Source organism: Geodermatophilus sp. SYSU D01180, from assembly GCF_054050415.1.
In genome coordinates this window covers 15,920-32,605 of sequence record NZ_JBJGZH010000013.1, presented here as the reverse complement: position 1 = coordinate 32,605, position 16,686 = coordinate 15,920, and the positions used below count along the sequence as shown (strand labels likewise).

Here is a 16,686-nt window from a genome sequence, read left to right as displayed (position 1 = left end):
GTCAGCCGGCCGTCACGAGCCGGTGCAGCATCGCCCAGGCGTCGTCGGGGGAGGTGCAGTCCTCCAGCGGCTGGCGCAGGAAGGCGTCGATGGCGGGGGACAGCGCGCGGGCGCGGTCGACCAGCGGGTCGCTGCCGGCCTGGTACGCGCCGATCTCCACCAGCTCCTTGACGTCCCGCAGGGCGCCCATGAGCCGCCGCATCTCGCGGGCGTCGGCCATCCGCGCGGGCGCGGTGACCGCCCCGGCGACCCGGGAGATCGACTCCAGGACGTCGATCGCCGGGAAGTGGCCGGTGGTGGCGAGCCTGCGGGTGAGCACGACGTGCCCGTCGAGGATCGAGCGGGCGGTGTCGGCGATCGGCTCGTTGTGGTCGTCGCCCTCGACGAGAACGGTGTAGAGGCCGGTGATCGAGCCGGTCGCGCCGGGGCCCGCCTTCTCCAGCAGCCGCGGCATCATCGCGAAGACGCTCGGCGGGTAGCCGCGGGTGGCCGGGGGCTCGCCGGCGGACAGGCCGACCTCGCGCTGGGCCATGGCGGTGCGGGTGATCGAGTCCATGAGCAGCAGCACGTCGCGGCCCTGGTCGCGGAAGCCCTCGGCGATGCGGGTGGCCACGAACGCCGCCTTGAGCCGCACCAGCGGCGGCTCGTCGGAGGTGGCGACGACGACGACCGTGCGCGCCATGCCCTCGGCCCCGAGGTTCTCCTCGAGGAACTCCTTCACCTCGCGGCCGCGCTCGCCGATCAGCCCGATGACCCGGACGTCGGCCTCGGTGCCGCGGGTGATCTGCGCGAGCAGGGTCGACTTGCCGACACCGGAGCCGGCGAAGATGCCGAGCCGCTGGCCCTTGCCGACCGGCACGAGGGTGTCCAGCGCGCGGACGCCGACCGGCAGCGGCTCCTCCACCCGGCGCCGGGACAGCGCGTGCGGGGTCTCGCTGGCGAGGTCGACCCAGTCGACGCCGGGGCCGAGCGGGCCGTGCCCGTCGACCGGGCGGCCCAGGCCGTCGAGCACCCGGCCGAGCAGCGCCTCGCCGACCGGCACCTGCAGCGGCATGCCGGTGTTGCGGACCGGCGCGCCGGCGTGCACGCCGCCGAGCTCGCCCAGCGGCATGCAGGTGAGCCGGTCGCGGGAGACGGCGACCACCTCGGCCATGAGCCCGCGCGGGCCGGGCCCGACCTCGACCAGGTCCCCGACGGCGGCGGCGACGCCCTCGACGGTGAGGGTGAGCCCCATGGCGCCGACCACCGAGCCGGTCAGCTGCGGGCGGGCGGCCAGGCGGGCGCGCGCGATCAGCGTGCTCGCGGTGCTCACGCCGACAGCACCGCCCGCACCCGCGCGAGCGCCGTCGACAGCTGCGCGTCGACCCGGCGGGGGCCGCACTCGGCGACGGCGCCGGCCCGCTCGACGGCGTCGTCGCCGACGACGGTGACCGACCGGGGCAGCGCGGCGAGAGCGGCCGGCGGGACCTCGGCGAGGTCGTCGGGGTGCAGCCGGACGACGGCGGGCGCGTCGGCGGGGACGAGGGTCAGCGCGCGGCGGATCGCGTCCACACCGGCGGTGGTCGAGGCCGACAGCTCACGGCCGAGCAGCTCCTCGACCAGCGTGAGGACGCCGTCGACCACGGTGTCGCGGACGTCCTCGGCGGTGGGCACCGCGGCGGTGTCGAGGGCGACGACGGCGGCGCCGAGCGCGGCCGTGGCCGTGGCCATCCGGCGCTCCCAGCGGGCCTGCACGTCGGCCAGCCGGGCGGCCGCCTGTGCCTCGGCCTCCGCCACGACCCGGCCGGCCTCGGCCATGCCCTCGGCGTAGCCGGCGCTGTGCCCCTCGGCGCGGGCGAACTCGCGCAGCCGGGCGAGCTCCTCGGCGTAGACGTCCCCGAGCCGCAGCACGCCGCGGCCGTTGGGCACCGGGACGTCGGCGGCGCGGCGGACGGTGGACCGCCGCTCGACGACCACCTCGGGCGCGCCGTCCACGACGGGCAGCGTCAGGGGGCGGGTCAGCTGCTCGGTGGGCGGCGCGGTGGGCGGGAGGCCCAGGGGCCGGGTCAGCTGCTGGGTCGGCGGGTGGGCCGGCGCCCCGGGCGTCGCCTGCGGTGCCGTGCGCGGCTCGGGCAGCGTCGTCCCCGGCACCTGCCGGTAGGGGGCCGCCGCGATGGCCGAGGCCCCGCGCAGCAGCACCGACTCCCGCGCCGTCGCCCGGGGTCCCTCAGGCGACGAACTCATCGTCCCCACCGCGCGAGATGGTCAGGACGCCCTGCTCCTCGAGCGTGCGGATGACCGCGACGATCTTGCCCTGCGCCTCCTCGACCGTGCGGGCGCGGACCGGGCCGAGCAGCTCGATCTCCTCCGCGAGGCTCTCCGCGGCGCGCTCGGAGAGGTTCCGGACCACCTTGTCGCGGACGTCGGGTCGCACGCCCTTGAGCGCGGTGGCCAGGTCGTTGGCCTCGACCTCGCGCAGCACCAGCTGCATCGAGCGGTCGTCGATGGTGGTGATGTCCTCGAAGACGAACATCTGCGCGCGCACCTGCTCGGCCAGCTCCGGGTCGGAGGTGTCCAGCCACTCGAGGATCGAGCGCTCGGTCGGCCGCGGCGACCGGTTGATGATCTCCACGAGGGTCTCGACGCCGCCCACGGTGGACATGTCCTGGTGGGCGAGCAGCGACCCCATGCGGCGGCCGAGCTCCTCCTCCACCAGCCGGACCATCTCCGGGGAGGTGCGGTCCATCGTGGCGATCCGGTGGGCCACCTCGGCCTGCTGCTCGGGGGAGAAGCCCGAGAGCACCTCGGCCGACTGCGCGGCCGACAGGTGGGCCAGCACCAGCGCGATGACCTGCGGGTGCTCGTCCTTGAGGAAGGTGACCAGCTGGCGGACGTCGGCGTTGCGCAGCGAGGCGAACGGCACCTCGGTGTAGACGACGTTGAGCCGGGCGAGGATGCCCTCGGCCTTGTCCTCACCGAGGCCGGCGGCCAGGATCTCGCGGGCGAAGTCGACGCCGCCGCGGCCCACGTACCGCTGCGCGGCCATCATCTGCGAGAACTCGGTGAGGACGCCGTCGACGTCGTCCGGCTCGACGGAGCCGAGCTTCATGATCTCGCGGGTGAGGGCCTCGACCTCGCGCGGGCGCAGCTTGGACAGCAGCAGCCCGGCCTCCTCCTTGCTCATCTGGGCGAGGAAGACGGCGGCCTTGCGCAGGCCGGGCATCTCGGGGCGCGGGGGAGCCGGCGGCAGCGCGGGCAGGTTGGTCCCGCCCGCGCCCACCAGCTGCTCGACCGGTGCGAGCGTCATCTGACGTCACTCAGCCAGCCGCGCAGCATCTGCGCCACCTCGTCCGGACGTTCGCTGACCATCGTCGCGATCTCCCCCCGCACCCGCTGCCGCTCCGCGGCCTCCAGTTCCAGCGCCCGGTTGTCCAGGACGGCCGTGTCGTCCCGCGAGCTGGACACCCGCAGCCGCTCGAGCTCGGCGATCAGGCCCTCGTCGAGCTCCAGCGGCTCGTCGTCCTCGTCCTCCTCGTCGTCGCCGCGGCGGCGCGAGCGCAGCCACACGACGAGGACCAGCAGCGCGATGCCGAGCGCGATGCCGCCGTTCTTGACCAGCGCCCACATCTGCGCCTGCTGCTCGGCCTCGCGGGCCGCGGTCATCTCCGCGGCCGCGGCGTCGGCGGCCGTGGTGTCGAAGGCCAGCGAGGCGACGCTGATGTCGTCGCCGCGCGCCGTGTCCAGGCCGACGGCGTTGCCGATGAGGTCCTGCACCTGCGTCTGGTTGAGGTTGCCGGCCACCGTGTCGTTCAGGACGACCGCGACGGTGAGCCGGTTGACCTCCCCCGGCGCGGTGACGGTGTTGGTGACCGTCTGGTCCACGGAGTTGTTGGCCGTGGTCGACTCGGTCGAGTAGGTGGAGGTGCCGCCGCCGGTGCCGTCGGCGGCGTCGGCGGTGTTCTCCGGGCCGAGCACGCCGCCGACGGCGGTGCCGTCGCCGGTGTACTGCTCGGTCGAGGTCTGCTCGGACACCGGCGGGGTGCCCTCGGTGTAGCCGTAGGTCGTCGCGGTGCTGTCGCTCCGTGACATGTCCAGGTCGGCGCGCACGGCGACGCGGGCGTTGCCCGGGCCGAGGACGGTGTCGAGGATGGCCTGGGCGTTGGACGCGAGGCGGCTCTCGTAGTCGGTCTCCATCTGCGAGCGGGCGTCGCCGGAGGCGGCGCTCACGCCCTGGCCGGCGGCCGACAGCAGCTGGCCGGTCGAGTCGGAGACGGTGACCTGGTCGGGGTCCATGCCCTCGACGCTGGAGGAGACCAGGTTGGTGATCGACTGGATCTGCTCGCCGGCGAGCTCGGTGCCGGGCTCCAGGTCCAGGAGCACCGAGGCGGTCGGCTCGCCCTCGTCGGAGGCGAAGACCTCGTCCTCGGGCAGCGCGACGTGGACCACGGCGGTCTGCACGCCGTCGAGCGCCTCGAGGGTGTTGGCCAGCTCGCCCTCGATGGCGCGCTGGTACTGCACCTGCTGCTGGAACTCGCTGGTGGTGATGCCCTGCTCGTCGAGCAGCGCGTACCCGGTGTCCGAGCCGGCCGGCAGGCCCTTGCCGCTCATCTGCAGCCGCAGGTCGTAGACCTGCTCGTTGGGCACCAGGATCGTGCCGCCGCCGTCGGCGAGCTCGTAGGAGACGCCGGAGGCGTTGAGCTCGTCGACGATCGCCGAGGCGTCGGTCGAGGCCAGGTTGGAGAACAGCGGCGCCATGGTCGGCGTCGTGATCCAGCGGTAGAAGAAGAAGCCGCCCAGGGCCAGCCCGGCCACCAGCAGGCCGATCACGACCTTCTGGCCGAGGCTGATGGTGGCGAGCGTGCCCTTGATCTTCGCCAGGGGACCGGCGAGTGCGGCAGGCATCAGACGGGCATCCTCATGATCTCGGTGAAGGCCTCGACCGCCTTGTTCTTGAAGGTCACGACCATCTCGGTGGCCACGGAGGACTCCTGGGCGGCGATCATGTAGTCGTGCACGTCACGCAGGTCGCCGGTGGCGCCCTGCACGGCGAGGGCGTCCTTGGCCTTCTGCAGGCTGCCGACCTGGTCGAGCGCGCCGGTCAGCGCGGCGGCGAAGCCCTCGCCCGAGGTGGAGGGCGCCGGGGCCGCGGCCGTCGTGGCGGCCGCGCCGCCGAGGGCGCCGATCGCCGGGATGCCGGGCAGCGAGATGCCGTCGATGGGGGAGCTCATGGTCAGCCCTTCCCGAGCTGGAGGGCGGCCTGGTAGGCGGTGGTCGCCCGGTCCAGGGACGCCAGGTTCGCCTGGTAGCCGCGCTGGGCCATGATCAGCTGGGTCATCTGGTCGCCGAGGTCGATGTCCGGGTACCGGACGTAGCCCTCGGCGTCGGCCAGCGGGTGGTCGGGCTCGTACACGAGCCGGCCCTCGCCGCTGCCGAACTCGGCCCGGGCGATGCGGACGCCGCCCTCGCCGGAGCCGTAGTCCACGGCCTGCGCGACGACCATGCGCTCCCGGAACGCCTCGCCGTCGGTCGAGCCGACCGTGTTGATGTTGGAGATGTTGTCCGAGACGGCGTCCATCCAGCGCCGGTGGACGGACAGTCCGGACCCGGAGATGTCGAGGCTGTCGAACACGTCAGGTCGTCCTCAGGGCCGTGCGCAGACCGCTGTACTTGCCGTCGAGCGCGGTGAGCGCGAACTGGTAGCGCAGGCCGGTCTCGGTGGCGATGACCGTCTCGCTGTCGAGGTTGACGTTGTTGCCGTCCTCGCGGGTCGGCTCGAACGAGCGCGCGATGGAGCCGCCGGAGACCGTCGGCGTCCTCCCCTGGCGCAGCTCGGCGCGCAGCGAGGACTCGAAGTCGGTGCGGCCGGCCAGGAAGCCCGGGGTCTGGACGTTGGCGATGTTGTCCGCGGTCACGCGCTGGCGCAGGGCCAGGCCGCTCAGCGCCGCGTGCAGCGTCGTCATCGTGACGTCGTTGATCGTCATCGGGTGGACCGCCGGCGGGCAGGGCGGCAGGGCACGACTGGCCTCCGGGTACGTCGGGGGACCCCGGCGCGCGAGCGCAGGGGAGGGGCCGCCGATCCGTGGCGAGAGTGGTGCTGTCCGTGCAAGCCCGTTCTCGGCAGCGGTCCGTCACACCTTGACCACGTTCCGTGACTCGGGTGACGGGTGTGACGGATGGCGCGGACGGGCCGGGCGGGGACCACCGGGCTCGCTGGTGTCTCCTGAGGCGCCTTCCGCGCGCGGAAGGCAGGGCCGACCCGCCTCTCGCGCGCGAGAGGCGGTCCATGGCCGGGGACGACGACGGCCGGGCCCGCCCTGAGGCGGACCCGGCCGGGTCGGTTCGTTGTGGAGTCGTGCCAGTCGGGGTCAGAGGGCCCTGTCGATGAAGGCGGCCACCGGGCGGGGCCGGTAGGCCATCCGCGCGGCGACGTCGCGCTGGCGCTGGGACTGGGTGATCCGCTCGACGAGCTCCTCGGCGACGGCGAGCTGGTGCTGCAGCAGCCGGGCGGCCCGCTCGCGCAGGTCCGTGGGCACCGGGCCCAGGACGCTGGGCGGGGTCCAGTCCTCCATGCGCCGGCCCCACGCGGCGATCTCCTCGGCGCGGTTGCCGCGGATCGCCCGCTCGGCGTCGAGGACCTCGACCTCCATCTCCTCGAGGACGCTGGCCCACTCCGCGCGACGCTGCTCGTCCGCGGAGTGCGCCACGGTCATGCGGTACCCGCCAGGCTCGCGGCGGCCTGGCGCCAGGCGTCCCGCAGCGGCTCGACGACCTGCAGGCAGGAGCGGAGGCGGTTGGCGTCCTGCTTGACCATCGCCTGGTTGAGCTCGGCGATCAGCCAGTTGTAGAGCGCGGCGAGGCGGGGGCCGCCCTCCCAGGCGTCGACCCGCAGGCTGCCGAGCAGCTCGAAGACGATCTCCTGGGCGTGGCGCACCTGCTCGCGCGCGTCGGCGCGCCGGCCCTCGGCCAGCGCCGTCCGGGCGCGCTCGAGGTCCAGGGCCAGGCGGTCGTACAGCATCACCAGCACCTGCTGCGGCGAGGCGGTGCTCACGGCGTCGCCGAGGTAGCGGGAGCGGAGGGAGGCGGCGGTCATCGGGGGAGCTCCTGGATCGGGGACGGGGGAGCGGGGATCAGGAGAGATCGGGTCAGGCGAGGCCGGAGAGCTGGCCGGCGAGCCAGGTCGATTGCGACTTGAGCGAGCTCAGCGCGGTCTCCATGGCGGTGAACTGCCGGGTCAGGGCCTCCTTGCGGGCGGCCAGGCGCAGGTCCCAGTCGTCGATGCGGCCCTGCAGGTCGGTGGCCAGCTCGTCGCGCCCCTTGGCGAGCAGCGTGAGCGTGCCGGTGGTGGCGTTGGTGGTCCGCTTGGCCAGCTCCTGCACCCGGGTGGCGACGCCGTCGGTGGCGGTGAACGCCGACCGGGCCTTCGCGGGGTCGGCCTGCAGCCTGGCCAGGAAGGTGTCCTTGGTGAACTGCACCTCCCCGTCGCGAGTGAGCGCGACGCCGTAGGTGCCGGGGGAGCCCGGACCGGCGACGACGTCGGACACCGCGGTGAGGATCTGGTCGGTGAGCCGGCGCAGGTTGCTGTCGCCACGCAGCACGGCCGTCGATTCCGCGCCGTTGGCGGACTTGTTCGCGATCTCGGTGAGCGCGGCGTTGGCGGCGTCGACGAAGGCCTGCACCTTCGCGGCGACGGCGTCGGGGTCGGACGCCACGTCGACGGTCACCGGGGTGGTGCTCCTGGCGCTGACCGTGAGGGTCGCGCCCGGGATGACCCCGGTGAAGGTGTTGGTGGTCGAGGTGATCGTCAGCGGCGGGGTGGCCTCGCCGACCGTGATCTGGGCGTTCGCGCCCTGACGCAGGACCCGGAACCCCGTGCCGAGGGAGAACCCGCCGGCCGCGCCGGTGGTCTTCGAGCTGACCTGGAGCGCGTACTCGCCCGGCTTCACCTGCAGGACGGTGGCGGTGAGCCCGAGATCGCTCTTGTTGACGGCGGCTGCGGTGTCGTTGAGCGACCCGGTGCCGAGGGCGGTCAGCGTGCGCTTCACCGTGGTGCCGTCGGCCTCGTACAGGGTGAGGCTGGAGTAGGCACCGGCGGCGGTCGCCGAGGTCTGCGTGGTGGAGGCGACGACGGCGTGCGCTGCGGCGACGGAGTCGACGGTGAAGCTCATGGAGCCGGTCTGCGGCGTGCCGGTGACGGCGACGGCGACGGCGGTGTTCGAGCTGGTCGCCTTCGCGGCGGTCCAGGTGGCGTCCGTGCCCAGGGCCTCCGCGGCCGCGCGCAGCGCGTCGACCTTGGTGTTGACCGAGCGGTACGCCTCGGCGGCCTTCTGCGTCTGGGACAGCCGGCTCTTGAGCTGGTTCTGGACGGTCCCCTCGGCGGCGACGAGCTGGGTGATCAAGCTCGTGGTGTCCAGGCCCGAGACCAGGCCGTCGACGCTCAGGCTCACCATCGCTGCGCTCTCCAGGGGTCGTGCGGGTGGGTGTCGGGTGGGGCGGGTGTGACCTGCCCCCGGTGCGCAGTGAGGGGGGAGGCCTGGGCCTCCCCCCTCACCGGATGGTGCTGACTACCTGGTCAGGCGCTCCGTCACCGGAGGAGCTGCAGGACGCCCTGCGAGCTCTGGTTCGCCTGGGCCAGCATCGCGGTGCCGGCCTGCGACAGGATCTGCGACCGGGTGAAGGCCACCATCTCCTGGGCCATGTCGGTGTCGCGGATGCGGCTCTCCGACGCGGTCAGGTTCTCGACGGTGGCGTTCAGGTTGTTGATCTTGTGCTCGAGCCGGTTCTGGACCGCACCGAGCTCCGCCCGCTCCTCGGACACCGAGCTGATGGCGGCGCTGATCGTCTCGATCGCCGAGGAGGCGCCGGACGCCGAGGAGATGCTGACCGAGCTGGAGACGCCCAGGGCGGACGCGCTCATGTCGCCGATGGTGACGCCCAGCACGTCGCTGTTGTTGGAGCCCACCTGGAAGTTCTTCGACGAGTACGAGCCGTCCAGCAGGTTCGTGCCGTTGAAGGAGGTCTTCGAGATGTCGTCGAGCTCGTCGGCCAGGGCCTGGAACTCGGCGTCGGCCTTGGCCTTGTCGTCGTCGCTCAGGGCGCCGTCGTTGGCCGCCTGCACCGCGAGGTCGCGCATGCGCTGCAGGATCGAGTGCGTCTCGGTGAGAGCGCCCTCGGCGGTCTGGACGACGGAGATGCCGTCCTGGGCGTTGCGGACGGCGACCTTGAGGCCACCGATCTGCGAGCGCAGGCCCTCGGAGATGGCCAGACCGGCCGCGTCGTCGGCGGCCCGGTTGATGCGCAGGCCGCTGGAGAGCTTCTCCAGGGACTTGCCCATCGCCGTGTCGGTGGTCGACAGGTTCCGGTAGGCGTTGAACGCGGCGATGTTGTTGTTGACGCGCAGACCCATGGTGTTCCTCCTTGGAATCGGGTCGTACCTGGTACCGCTGCATCCGTGCTGCGGTCGTGCACACGGGTCTACGGCCGGGTGGTCGCCGACCTTGAGGCGAACCGGTGACTTTTCTGCGCGCCTGCCTCCCCCGGGGCGGGTGGTCGGCGGGACGGGGCGGACGGGTGTGACTCGCGGGACGTGCGGCGGCGTGTCACCGGAGGGTGGCGCGGGGAGGTGCGACGCGGCCGGGAAGGTGGGCCGGCCGCCGAGGTGCGCGTCCGCCGGTGGACGCCCTCGCGCACCCGTTCCCCAGCCCGGCCGCTCGGCTGCCGGGCGTCGCGACCCAGCGCTCCGACGGAGCGCGGTGAGGACGTGCTCCCGTGAAGGTGCTGCTGACCACGACCGTGTTCACCGGCTCGATGTTCCACCGCATGGCGGAGCCGGCCCGGGCCGTCGAGGAGGCGGGACTGGACGTCCAGGTGACCGTCCAGCGCGGCCTCCGGACGACGATGGCGCCGGACCCCCACGACCCCGCCGGACCGCTGGTGGTCCGCGACGTCGACGCGCAGGGAGCCGACGTCGTCGTCATGCAGCTGCCCAAGACGCGCGAGATGCTCGACTGCCTGCGGCTGCTGCAGGCCCAGGGCGTGGCCGTGGTCGTGGAGCTCGACGACCACCTGACCGCCCTGCCGCCCGGTCACCAGGGGCACGAGCTCCTCATCCGCCGCGGCGTCGGGCGCATCGCCGAGACCTGCGCGCGCGAAGCGGACTTCGTCACGGTCTCCACCCCCAACCTGCTGCGCGAGTACGGGTCCGGGGGGCGCGGGACGGTCGTGCCGAACGCGATCCCGCGCCGGCTGGCGGAGCTACCGCCGGCCTACGAGCGGGAGCCCGACGTCCTCACGGTCGGCTGGACCGGCACCGTGGGCACGCACCCCTACGACCTGCAGGAGATGGGGTCCGGGCTGCAGCAGGCGCTCGAGCGGACCGCCGGGCGCAGTCGCTTCGCGATCCTGGGACAGGGACGCAACGCCCGCCAGGCGCTGCGGCTCACCGAGGACCCGGTCGAGATCCCCTGGGTCCAGGAGGTCGACGACTACGTCGCCGCGGTGGGGGAGCGGTTCGACGTCGGCGTCGCGCCGCTGCGCATCGACAAGTTCAACAACTGCAAGAGCTGGCTGAAGGTGCTCGAGTACTCAGCCCGCGGCGTGTTCTCCGTCCGCTCACCGAGCGCCGAGTACGAGCGGCTCGGCCTGGGCTACCGCGCCAAGCGCCCGCGGGACTGGGCCACCGCCATCAGCCGAGCGGTCGAGGACCCCGACTGGCGCCGCGAGCAGGCCGCCGCTGCCCGCGAGCGCGTGCTGGCCCACCACCTGACCGAGCACACCGCGGAGCAGTGGGTGACCGCATGGCGCACGGCCCGCGACATCCGCTCCCGCGCCGACCGCATCGGTGCCTGAGGTGACCGCCGACCTCACCGCGGCTCCCGCTCCCGGACGGGCCTCCGGGGGCGCCGGCCTCCGCTACTACGCCGTCACCCACCGCCCGCTGGAGTGGCCTCTGCCGGCCTTCGTCCAGCCGGTCGCGCTCGCGCCAGGGCTGGGGGAGGGCGTCGTCGACCTCACCCGGTGGGCTCCCGACCTGGCCGGCCGCGACCGCACGCTCGGGGAGTACGCGGCCCTGTTCGCGTTGCGCCGGATGCTCGAGGCCGAGTGGGGAGGCGCCGACGCACCCGCCGGTGACCTGATGCTGGGGCTGGCGCACTTCCGCCGGTTCGGCGTGACCCGCACCGTGGGCACCCCGGCGGGGATGACCCAGCTCGTCGACCCCACCACCTTCGGCCGGCTGCCGGACGAGGTCTTCCTCCCGGACGGTCCCACGCTCGTCGTGCCGGCCCCGCTGGACTTCGGCAGGAGCCTGCTGCGCCAGTACGGCGAGTCGCACGTCGTGCGGGACCTGCTGCTGTTCATGGGGGTCGCGATCGACCTCGGCGTCGTCGACGACGCGTCGGTGACCGACTTCCTCGACCGGTCGGTGCTGTTCGCGACCCCGAGCGTGGGCGTCTACCCGACCGAGTGGCTGCTGATCGTCCTCGAGGCGCTGGAGTCCGTGGCCGGCACCTTCGAGGCGGCACTGGCGCAGGAGCGCGACGGCTACCAGCGGCGGGCCACCGGGTTCTGCCTCGAGCGGCTGCACGCGCTGCTCCTGCACCAGCTGGTGGCGAAGTGGACCGGGCCCGTGGAGGCGCACCAGGCGCTGCTCGTGACCCCCGACGGCGTGCACCGACCCGGGGACTGACCGCACGCCCGGATCGTCGTCGACGTGGGCCGCACCGCTCGGGCGGTGTGGCCCACGCCCGTTCCGGCGGAGGGGCCTGACGCGCACGACGGAGGGCCCGGGCCCCTGCAGGGACCCGGGCCCTCCGTCGTGTGCCGGCAGGCGGCGCCGGGGGCTCAGGCCGGGCGGGCGACCCCGTAGGCCGCGGCCGCCCGGGAGGGCGTCCGCCGGGGGGCGGGGATCGGCGGCAGGCCCCGGTCGGCGGTGCCGCGGCCGGCGACCCGCTCGACGTAGAGCCGCTGCTGGTTGCGCGCGCGGACGCCGCCGTCGGCGGGCACCGCCCGGCCCTCCCAGACCTCGCTCATCGCCGCGTGCAGCAGGGTCAGCGCGCGGGCGCGCATCTGCGAGACGCGGGAGAGCGTGACGCCGAGGTCGGCGGCGATGTCGGTGAGCGACTCCCCGCCGAAGAAGTTGCGCTCCACGACCTCGTCGAGCCGGTCGGGCAGCGCGCGGATGGCGTCCTGCAGGTAGCGGGCCCGCTCGCCGCGCAGCACCGCCCGCTCGGGGGACTCGCCGGGGTCGGGCAGGTCCAGCGTGCCGCCCTCCGCGCCGGACTCGGCGTCGATGCTCACCATGACGGCGCGGTGGACGTCGACCTGCAGCGCGTCGAGGTCCTCGCGGCGCACGCCGAGGGCCTCGGCGAGCTCCTCGCGCGTCGGCGGCCGGCCCAGCCGGATGGTCAGCGCGTCGGACGCGGCGTCGGTGCGGCGGGCCGCGGCCCGGACCGAGCGGCTGGCCCAGTCGCCCGAGCGCAGCTCGTCCAGGACCGCGCCCTGCAGGCGGGGGAGGGCGTAGGTGGCGAACGTCGCGCCGGCCGACGGGTCGAACCGGCGGGCCACCTCGACCAGCGCCACCTTCGCGCAGGACAGCAGGTCCTCCCGGCTCACGTGGCCCGGCAGCGAGATGCGCGAGGCCACCGCGTTGACCGCGAACGAGCACAGGGGGAGGTGCTCGGTGACGAGCGCCTCGACCTCGACCTCGGAGCGCAGGGCCTCGGGGCGCGCGGCGTCCGACGGCTGCGGGGGAGCGGAGCGCGCGGGGACCGCGCGGTCGGTCACCGGGGAGCGGGCTGCTGGCACGGTCCCTTCCTCGGCAGGGACCGCACCGTCCCGGACGCACAACTCCTGCCAATCCTGGGAACTCGGCTTGAGGGCCGCTTGCCCGCTGCCGACCGTCTGTCCGCGAAGGCGGGGACACCCGCCGGGAGACGAGGGAGGCGGTGGCGGACGTGGACTTCCAGCACCTGTCGACGCTGCTGTGGCGCGAGCAGGAGCTGCTCGACCTGCTGCTGTTCAAGGCAGAGGAGAAGCAGTACCTGATCCTGTCCGGCAAGACCCGCTGGCTGGCCCGGATCGCGCACGAGATCGAGGTCGTCCTCGACCAGCTGCGCGTCCTCGAGGTCGAGCGGGCCGCCGCCACCGAGGCGATCGCCGTCCGGCTGGGCACCGGGGTCAACCCGTCGCTGCGCCAGCTGGCCGAGGCCGCCCCCGCGCCGTGGAGCGACCTGCTGGCCAAGCACCACGAGGCGCTGCTCGTCCTCGTCACCGACCTGCGCAGCCTCTCCGACGCCAACCGCGAGCTCATCGAGGGCGGCCTGTCCGCGATCGGCGACGCGCTGCTGTCGGTCCGCCACCCCACGGCCGGCACCTACGGCGCCACCGGGCGCTCCGAGCACGGGTCCTCCCGCGCGGTCACCCTGGACGGTGCCCTGTGAGCACCTTCTCCGGCCTCAACACGGCGTCGACGGCGCTGTGGGCCGCCCAGCGCGGCCTCGACGTCACCGGGCAGAACATCGCCAACGTCAACACCGCCGGCTACTCCCGCCAGCGCGTGGACCAGACGGCCATGGGCGGCACCGCCGTCCCGGCGATCCACTCGGTCAGCACCGGCGTGGACGGCGGCGTCGACTCCGACAGGGTCCGCCGCGTCCGCGACGCCTTCCTCGAGGCCCGCGCCCACCTCGAGACCGCGGCCGGCGCGCAGCTCACCGCCGAGGCCGACACGCTCTCCCGGATCGAGGACGCCTTCCGCGAGCCGGGCGACAACGGCCTCCAGAGCATGCTGTCCGACGTCTGGGCCGGCTTCTCCGATCTGTCCGACAGCCCGCTCACCCTCGCCTCGCGCAGCCAGGTGCTCGAGCGGCTCGACGTCCTCGCCGACGGCATCCGCACCACCCGGGCCGCGCTCGACCAGCAGTGGGAGCAGGCCCGCGACGGCCTGCAGGCCCTGGTCGCGGACGTGAACACCGCGGCCGCCTCGGTCGCGGAGCTCAACGGCGCGATCCGGCAGGCCACCCTGTCCGGCCTGCCGGTGAACGAGCTCTCCGACCGGCGCGACGCGCTGGTCCTGCAGCTGTCGCAGAGCATCGGCGCCACCGCCGTGCCGCGGGCCGACGGCGTCGTCGACGTGACCGTCGGCGGCACCGGCCTGGTCGCCGGCAGCGCCGCCACCGCCGTCCGGCTGGCCGGCGCCGACAACGCCGACGGCGTCGGCGCCGACGCGCCCCGGCTGGTCACCCAGCCCGGCGGGTCGACCCTGCGCGCGGGTGGCACCGCCGCCGGTCAGCTCACCGCCCTGACGCAGACGGTCCCGGCCTACCGCACGCAGCTCGACGAGTTCGCCCGCTCGGTCGCGACGACGTTCAACGCCGCGCACACCGGCGGCCACGACCTCACCGGGGCGCCGGGGCAGGCGCTGTTCGACACCGGCGGGTCCGGCACCGTGGTCACCGCCGCCAACATCACCCTGCGCCCGCTCACCCCGCAGCAGGTCGCCGCGGCGGCGACCCCGCCGTCGGGGACCAACGGGACGCCGTCGGCCGACGGCGACAACGCCGACGCGTTCTTCCAGCTCAGCCTGGATCCCGCCGGCCTGGACGCGTCCTACCGCAGGCTCGTGGTGGCCCTGGGCGTCGAGTCCTCCGTGGCCACGCGCAACGCCGAGGTCCAGTCCGTGGTGTCCGCGCAGGTCGACGCCGCCCGTGAGTCGACCTCCGGCGTCAACCTCGACGAGGAGATGACCAACATGCTCTCCTTCCAGCACGCCTACAACGCCGCCGCACGCATGGTGAGCGCGATCGACGAGGCGCTGGACACCCTCATCAACCGCACCGGCGTCGTGGGTCGGTGACCGGGATGCGCATCACGCAGCGGGCCGTCGCCCAGACCGCCCTGCAGGGGCTCAACCGCAACCTCGCGGACCTGGGCAAGCTGCAGGAGCAGCTCACCTCCGGCAAGGTCGTCAGCCGGCCCTCGGACTCGCCGACCGCCGTCAACCGGTCCCTGCAGATCCGCAAGGACCAGGCCGCGACGGCCCAGCACGCGCGCAACATCTCCGACGCCCAGAGCTGGATGGAGACGACGGACACCGCGCTGACCTCGATGCTCGCGCAGGTCCGCCGCGTGCGGGACCTGACGGTGCAGGCGGCCAACGAGGGCGCGATGACCGACGAGAGCCGCACCGCGATCGCCAGCGAGGTCGCGGCACTGCGGGACAGCCTGCTCGGCCTGGCCAACGAGAACGTCGACGGCCGCCCGGTCTTCGGCGGCGCCACCAGCGGCGCCAAGGCGTACCAGGCCGACGGCACCTGGGTCGGCGTGGGCAACGCCGACGGCACCGGCGTCGTCCCGATCAAGCGGCGGATCTCCAACGACGAGCAGGTCCGCATCGACGTCACCGGCGTCGAGGCCTTCGGCCCGCCCGGGGACGACCTGTTCGCCGTGGTCGGGCGGATCGCCACCGACGTGCGGGCCGGCGCCTCGGTGCAGGCCGACCTGGCCGCCCTCGACACCGCCGTCGACCGGCTGCTCACCGCCGCGTCGGCCGTCGGCGCCCGCGCCGCGCGCATCGACAACGCCGCGCAGGTCAACTCCGACCGGTCCCTGGCGCTGCAGAAGCAGCTCGCCACCGTCGAGGACGTCGACCTGCCGAAGACGATCATGCAGCTGCAGTTCCAGCAGACCGGCTACCAGGCCGCCCTGCAGGCGACCGCCCAGGTCATCCAGCCCTCGCTCGCGGACTTCCTGCGGTGACCCTCGCCCCGGTCGTCACCCTGCCGCTGGTGGGCATGGTGTCCCCGCTGCCCGGCTTCCCCGACTCCCGCGACTACGTGCTCGTCACGGCCGACGGGGACGGGCTGCTGTTCTGGCTGCAGTCCCTGGACGCCGACGGTCCGCGGTTCCTGGCCGTCCCCCCGGCCCGGTGGTTCCCGGACTACGCGCCCGTGCTGCCGGCCCCGGTGCTGGCCGACCTGGACCTCGCGGACCCGGCCGACGCCTCGCTGTTCTGCCTGGTCACCGTGCCGGCCGAGGGTCCGGCCGCGGCGACGGTGAACCTGCGCGCCCCCGTCGTGCTCAACCCGGCGAACTGGCGCGCCACCCAGGTCGTGCTCCCCGACGGCCGTCATCCGATCCGGCGTCCCCTGCGCCGATAGAGGAGGGGAGCGGTCCGACCGCTCGACCCCCCGCCCCGCCGGGCGGGGGTGCCAGGAGGCCGTCACACACACCCATGGAGGGGTACCCGTGCTCACACTGACCCGCAGCGTCGGCGAGACCATCCGCATCGGCGACGACATCGAGGTGCACGTCGTCGAGGTCCGCGGCGGCACCGTCCGGCTGGGCTTCAAGGCCCCGCGCGAGGTGGCCATCCACCGCGAGGAGGTCTACCGGCAGATCGCCGAGGCCAACCTGCTCGCCGCGCAGGTCACCGCGGACACGCTGGGCGCGCTCGCCGCCTTCGCGCCGCCGGCCGCCCATGCCGCCCCGGAGCGGCCCGGCTCGCCGGAGCGGCCCGCGCGCTGACGACACGCCACGGACGGCGGGCCGGCGGTTCGGCGAGGATCGCCGATGCGACGGCCCGCCGGACCGTGGAGGGCTCCGTCCTGGGCAAGACCTGACGAAGGTCGCCCCGGAGATTGCACAGGGCACGGCGAGTTGTGTGCCGGTGACCGTCCGCTCATGCGCCAGAGTTGCCCCCGAGCACGACAC

General features: G+C 74.1%; 19 protein-coding genes. 7 read left to right on the top strand and 12 right to left on the bottom strand.

What is annotated here, in order from left to right; genetic code table 11:
* Position 1: 1 nt before the first annotated feature.
* The 11 genes from ACI8AA_RS13475 to ACI8AA_RS13425 form a co-directional block, all read right to left on the bottom strand.
* Positions 2-1,312 (bottom strand): FliI/YscN family ATPase, encoded by a 1,311-nt coding sequence (locus ACI8AA_RS13475; protein ID WP_457044920.1) that lies wholly within the window; start codon positions 1,310-1,312, stop codon positions 2-4.
* Positions 1,309-2,223: a FliH/SctL family protein gene (locus tag ACI8AA_RS13470; RefSeq protein ID WP_457044919.1), complete on the bottom strand. Its 915-nt coding sequence runs from the start codon at positions 2,221-2,223 to the stop codon at positions 1,309-1,311. The genes ACI8AA_RS13475 and ACI8AA_RS13470 overlap by 4 nt, the downstream gene beginning before the upstream one ends.
* Complete coding sequence (fliG, locus tag ACI8AA_RS13465) at positions 2,207-3,286, bottom strand: flagellar motor switch protein FliG (RefSeq protein ID WP_457044918.1); 1,080 nt, start codon at positions 3,284-3,286, stop codon at positions 2,207-2,209. Before fliG ends, ACI8AA_RS13470 begins: the two co-directional genes overlap by 17 nt.
* Positions 3,283-4,881 (bottom strand): flagellar basal-body MS-ring/collar protein FliF, encoded by a 1,599-nt coding sequence (fliF, locus tag ACI8AA_RS13460; RefSeq protein WP_457044917.1) that lies wholly within the window; start codon positions 4,879-4,881, stop codon positions 3,283-3,285. Before fliF ends, fliG begins: the two co-directional genes overlap by 4 nt.
* On the bottom strand, positions 4,881-5,207 hold the full coding sequence (gene fliE, locus ACI8AA_RS13455) for a flagellar hook-basal body complex protein FliE (protein ID WP_457044916.1): 327 nt from the start codon (positions 5,205-5,207) through the stop codon (positions 4,881-4,883). The genes fliF and fliE overlap by 1 nt, the downstream gene beginning before the upstream one ends.
* A gap of 2 nt (positions 5,208-5,209) precedes the next feature.
* Entirely contained in the window at positions 5,210-5,608 is a 399-nt protein-coding gene (gene flgC, locus ACI8AA_RS13450; RefSeq protein ID WP_457044915.1) for a flagellar basal body rod protein FlgC, read from the bottom strand.
* Position 5,609: 1 nt separating this feature from the next.
* Positions 5,610-5,960 carry a flagellar basal body rod protein FlgB gene (gene flgB, locus ACI8AA_RS13445; RefSeq protein WP_457044914.1) on the bottom strand — a complete coding sequence of 117 codons (351 nt, stop codon included), beginning with the start codon at positions 5,958-5,960 and terminating at the stop codon, positions 5,610-5,612.
* A 384-nt stretch (positions 5,961-6,344) separates the two neighbouring features.
* Positions 6,345-6,689, bottom strand: coding sequence for a hypothetical protein (locus ACI8AA_RS13440; RefSeq protein ID WP_457044913.1), 345 nt, complete (start codon positions 6,687-6,689; stop codon positions 6,345-6,347).
* Positions 6,686-7,069, bottom strand: coding sequence for a flagellar export chaperone FliS (fliS, locus tag ACI8AA_RS13435; protein WP_457044912.1), 384 nt, complete (start codon positions 7,067-7,069; stop codon positions 6,686-6,688). The genes ACI8AA_RS13440 and fliS overlap by 4 nt, the downstream gene beginning before the upstream one ends.
* A 52-nt stretch (positions 7,070-7,121) precedes the next feature.
* A complete protein-coding gene (fliD, locus tag ACI8AA_RS13430; protein ID WP_457044911.1) occupies positions 7,122-8,426 on the bottom strand; it encodes a flagellar filament capping protein FliD in 1,305 nt (434 codons plus the stop codon).
* A 134-nt stretch (positions 8,427-8,560) separates the two neighbouring features.
* On the bottom strand, positions 8,561-9,382 hold the full coding sequence (locus ACI8AA_RS13425) for a flagellin N-terminal helical domain-containing protein (protein WP_457044910.1): 822 nt from the start codon (positions 9,380-9,382) through the stop codon (positions 8,561-8,563).
* A 362-nt stretch (positions 9,383-9,744) separates the two neighbouring features.
* On the opposite strand from ACI8AA_RS13425, the gene ACI8AA_RS13420 reads away from it, so the two are divergent.
* Positions 9,745-10,824, top strand: coding sequence for a glycosyltransferase family protein (locus ACI8AA_RS13420; protein WP_457044909.1), 1,080 nt, complete (start codon positions 9,745-9,747; stop codon positions 10,822-10,824).
* Position 10,825: 1 nt separating this feature from the next.
* Entirely contained in the window at positions 10,826-11,662 is an 837-nt protein-coding gene (locus ACI8AA_RS13415) for a hypothetical protein (RefSeq protein WP_457044908.1), read from the top strand.
* 155 nt (positions 11,663-11,817) lie between these two features.
* On the opposite strand, the gene ACI8AA_RS13410 is transcribed toward ACI8AA_RS13415, so the two are convergent.
* Positions 11,818-12,780, bottom strand: coding sequence for a sigma-70 family RNA polymerase sigma factor (locus ACI8AA_RS13410; protein ID WP_457044907.1), 963 nt, complete (start codon positions 12,778-12,780; stop codon positions 11,818-11,820).
* Positions 12,781-12,920: 140 nt separating this feature from the next.
* On the opposite strand from ACI8AA_RS13410, the gene ACI8AA_RS13405 reads away from it, so the two are divergent.
* The 5 genes from ACI8AA_RS13405 to csrA all read left to right on the top strand — a co-directional run bounded on the left by ACI8AA_RS13405 (position 12,921) and on the right by csrA (position 16,500).
* Positions 12,921-13,415: a flagellar protein FlgN gene (locus ACI8AA_RS13405; RefSeq protein WP_457044906.1), complete on the top strand. Its 495-nt coding sequence runs from the start codon at positions 12,921-12,923 to the stop codon at positions 13,413-13,415.
* Positions 13,412-14,830 (top strand): flagellar hook-associated protein FlgK, encoded by a 1,419-nt coding sequence (flgK, locus tag ACI8AA_RS13400; RefSeq protein ID WP_457044905.1) that lies wholly within the window; start codon positions 13,412-13,414, stop codon positions 14,828-14,830. Before ACI8AA_RS13405 ends, flgK begins: the two co-directional genes overlap by 4 nt.
* Before the next feature lie 5 nt (positions 14,831-14,835).
* Positions 14,836-15,732: a flagellar hook-associated protein FlgL gene (gene flgL, locus ACI8AA_RS13395; protein WP_457044904.1), complete on the top strand. Its 897-nt coding sequence runs from the start codon at positions 14,836-14,838 to the stop codon at positions 15,730-15,732.
* Positions 15,729-16,133: a flagellar assembly protein FliW gene (fliW, locus tag ACI8AA_RS13390; RefSeq protein WP_457044903.1), complete on the top strand. Its 405-nt coding sequence runs from the start codon at positions 15,729-15,731 to the stop codon at positions 16,131-16,133. Before flgL ends, fliW begins: the two co-directional genes overlap by 4 nt.
* A gap of 88 nt (positions 16,134-16,221) precedes the next feature.
* Complete coding sequence (gene csrA / locus ACI8AA_RS13385) at positions 16,222-16,500, top strand: carbon storage regulator CsrA (protein WP_457044902.1); 279 nt, start codon at positions 16,222-16,224, stop codon at positions 16,498-16,500.
* Positions 16,501-16,686: the final 186 nt, after the last annotated feature.